Annotated in this window: 1 protein-coding gene and 1 pseudogene; one reads left to right on the top strand and one right to left on the bottom strand. The window is 47.0% G+C overall.

Annotated elements, in window-relative coordinates; genetic code table 11:
* Positions 1-190 (top strand): annotated as a pseudogene (locus R7Q48_RS24040) (flavodoxin); the annotation flags it as partial.
* 90 nt (positions 191-280) lie between these two features.
* Here R7Q48_RS24040 and brnQ read toward each other — a convergent pair.
* Positions 281-1,594, bottom strand: coding sequence for a branched-chain amino acid transport system II carrier protein (gene brnQ / locus R7Q48_RS24035; protein WP_318132581.1), 1,314 nt, complete (start codon positions 1,592-1,594; stop codon positions 281-283).
* Positions 1,595-1,600: the final 6 nt, after the last annotated feature.

Raw genomic sequence — 1,600 nt, 5'->3', positions numbered from 1 at the left:
AACCGGCGCCCAGTTTATCGGTTATTGGCCAAACGAAGGCTATGAGTTTGAAGCCTCTAAAGCGCTAACGGAAGATGGCAGTCAATTTGTTGGCCTAGCACTAGATGAAGACTCTCAATACGATTTGAGTGACGAGCGAATTGAAAAGTGGTGTGAACAAGTACTTGTGGAGTTCCACGATACGCTTTAAGCACCGACGCTTACGTTGATGCGAACCAGATACAAAAAAGCCCGATGAATCACTTCATCGGGCTTTTTCATTATTCAATTTCTAGCGTCTTTACGCCGCTTCTTCTCGTAGTTCTGGTTGAACAGATTTAGAGATGAAGAACATGCAGATGATAGCTGACAGAGTAGGAAGAACCCAACCCATGCCCACTTCAAACAGCGGTAGTACGTTGAACGCAGATACATCCAAACCAGCAACTTTCGCTGCATCAACAAGTGCGAACAATAGTGATACTAGCAGTACCGCACGGTATGCAAAGCGAGGATTTGGCAGCTTGCTACGAACAAAGGTAAGAGCAACCAAAGCAATCGCCACTGGGTAAAGGGCAAACAGTACAGGTACAGAGAGCGAAATCAATTGTGCTAGACCAACGTTAGCAACTAGCGCACATACGGCACCGTTGATTAGAACCCACTGCTTGTATGACAGTGATGTCTTCGAGCTGAAGAAATCAGAACATGCTGAAATCAGGCCGATAGCCGTTGTCAGACACGCTAGCAATACAATCACAGAAAGAACGATTTGACCGTAAGGGCCAAACAATGCTTGAACGTACTGGCTTAGAATCAGACCACCGTTGTCTGCGCCCGCAGCAACTGTTGCACTGGTAGCGCCTAGGTAGAATAGCGAAATGTAAACAAATGCTAGACCAGCCGCCGCGATACAACCTGCAAAAATCAGGTACTTAGTCGTCGCAGAACGCTCCGTGATGCCTTTGCCGCGCAGTGCATCCACCATCAACATACCAAACATCAGCGATGCGAAAGTATCCATGGTGTTGTAGCCTTCAAGGAAGCCTTTGGTTAGTGGCTGAGTTAGGTACTCACCGCGTGCACCAATCATATCGCCTTGAGGATCTAGGAATACTGCAACAGCAAGAATGATCAAACCGACAAACAGCGCTGGAGTCAGCACTTTACCGATCAAGTCGATAAGACGGCCTTGGAACCAAGAGAACAGCATTGCAACCGCAAAAAAGATCACAGAGAACGCGGTAAGGTGCGCTTGAGAAGCTTCAACAAAGAATGGCTTCACGGCCATCTCGTAAGCCACTAGACCTGTACGAGGCGCTGCAAACGCAGGACCAATAATGATGAAGATAAGTGCTGCCATCAATACTGCTGCTTTTTTCGGAAGATCTTGAGTCAAGTGATCCCATGATCCACCTGCTACAGCAATAGCAACGATAGTAATAAGAGGTAGACCTACCGCTGTTAGCAAGAAACCGAACATCGCTGGCAATAGGTTTTCACCCGCGAGCTGACCCGCTAGAGGTGGAAAGATGATGTTGCCTGCACCTAAAAAGAACGCAAATAGCATAAAGCCTACTGCGATAATATCTGTTAGTTTTAACGTCTGCTTCACAGATAA

It is taken from the genome of Vibrio sp. 378 (genome assembly GCF_033339435.1).
Note: the sequence above shows the minus strand (reverse complement) of the source record. Positions and strands in the feature narration are given on the sequence as shown.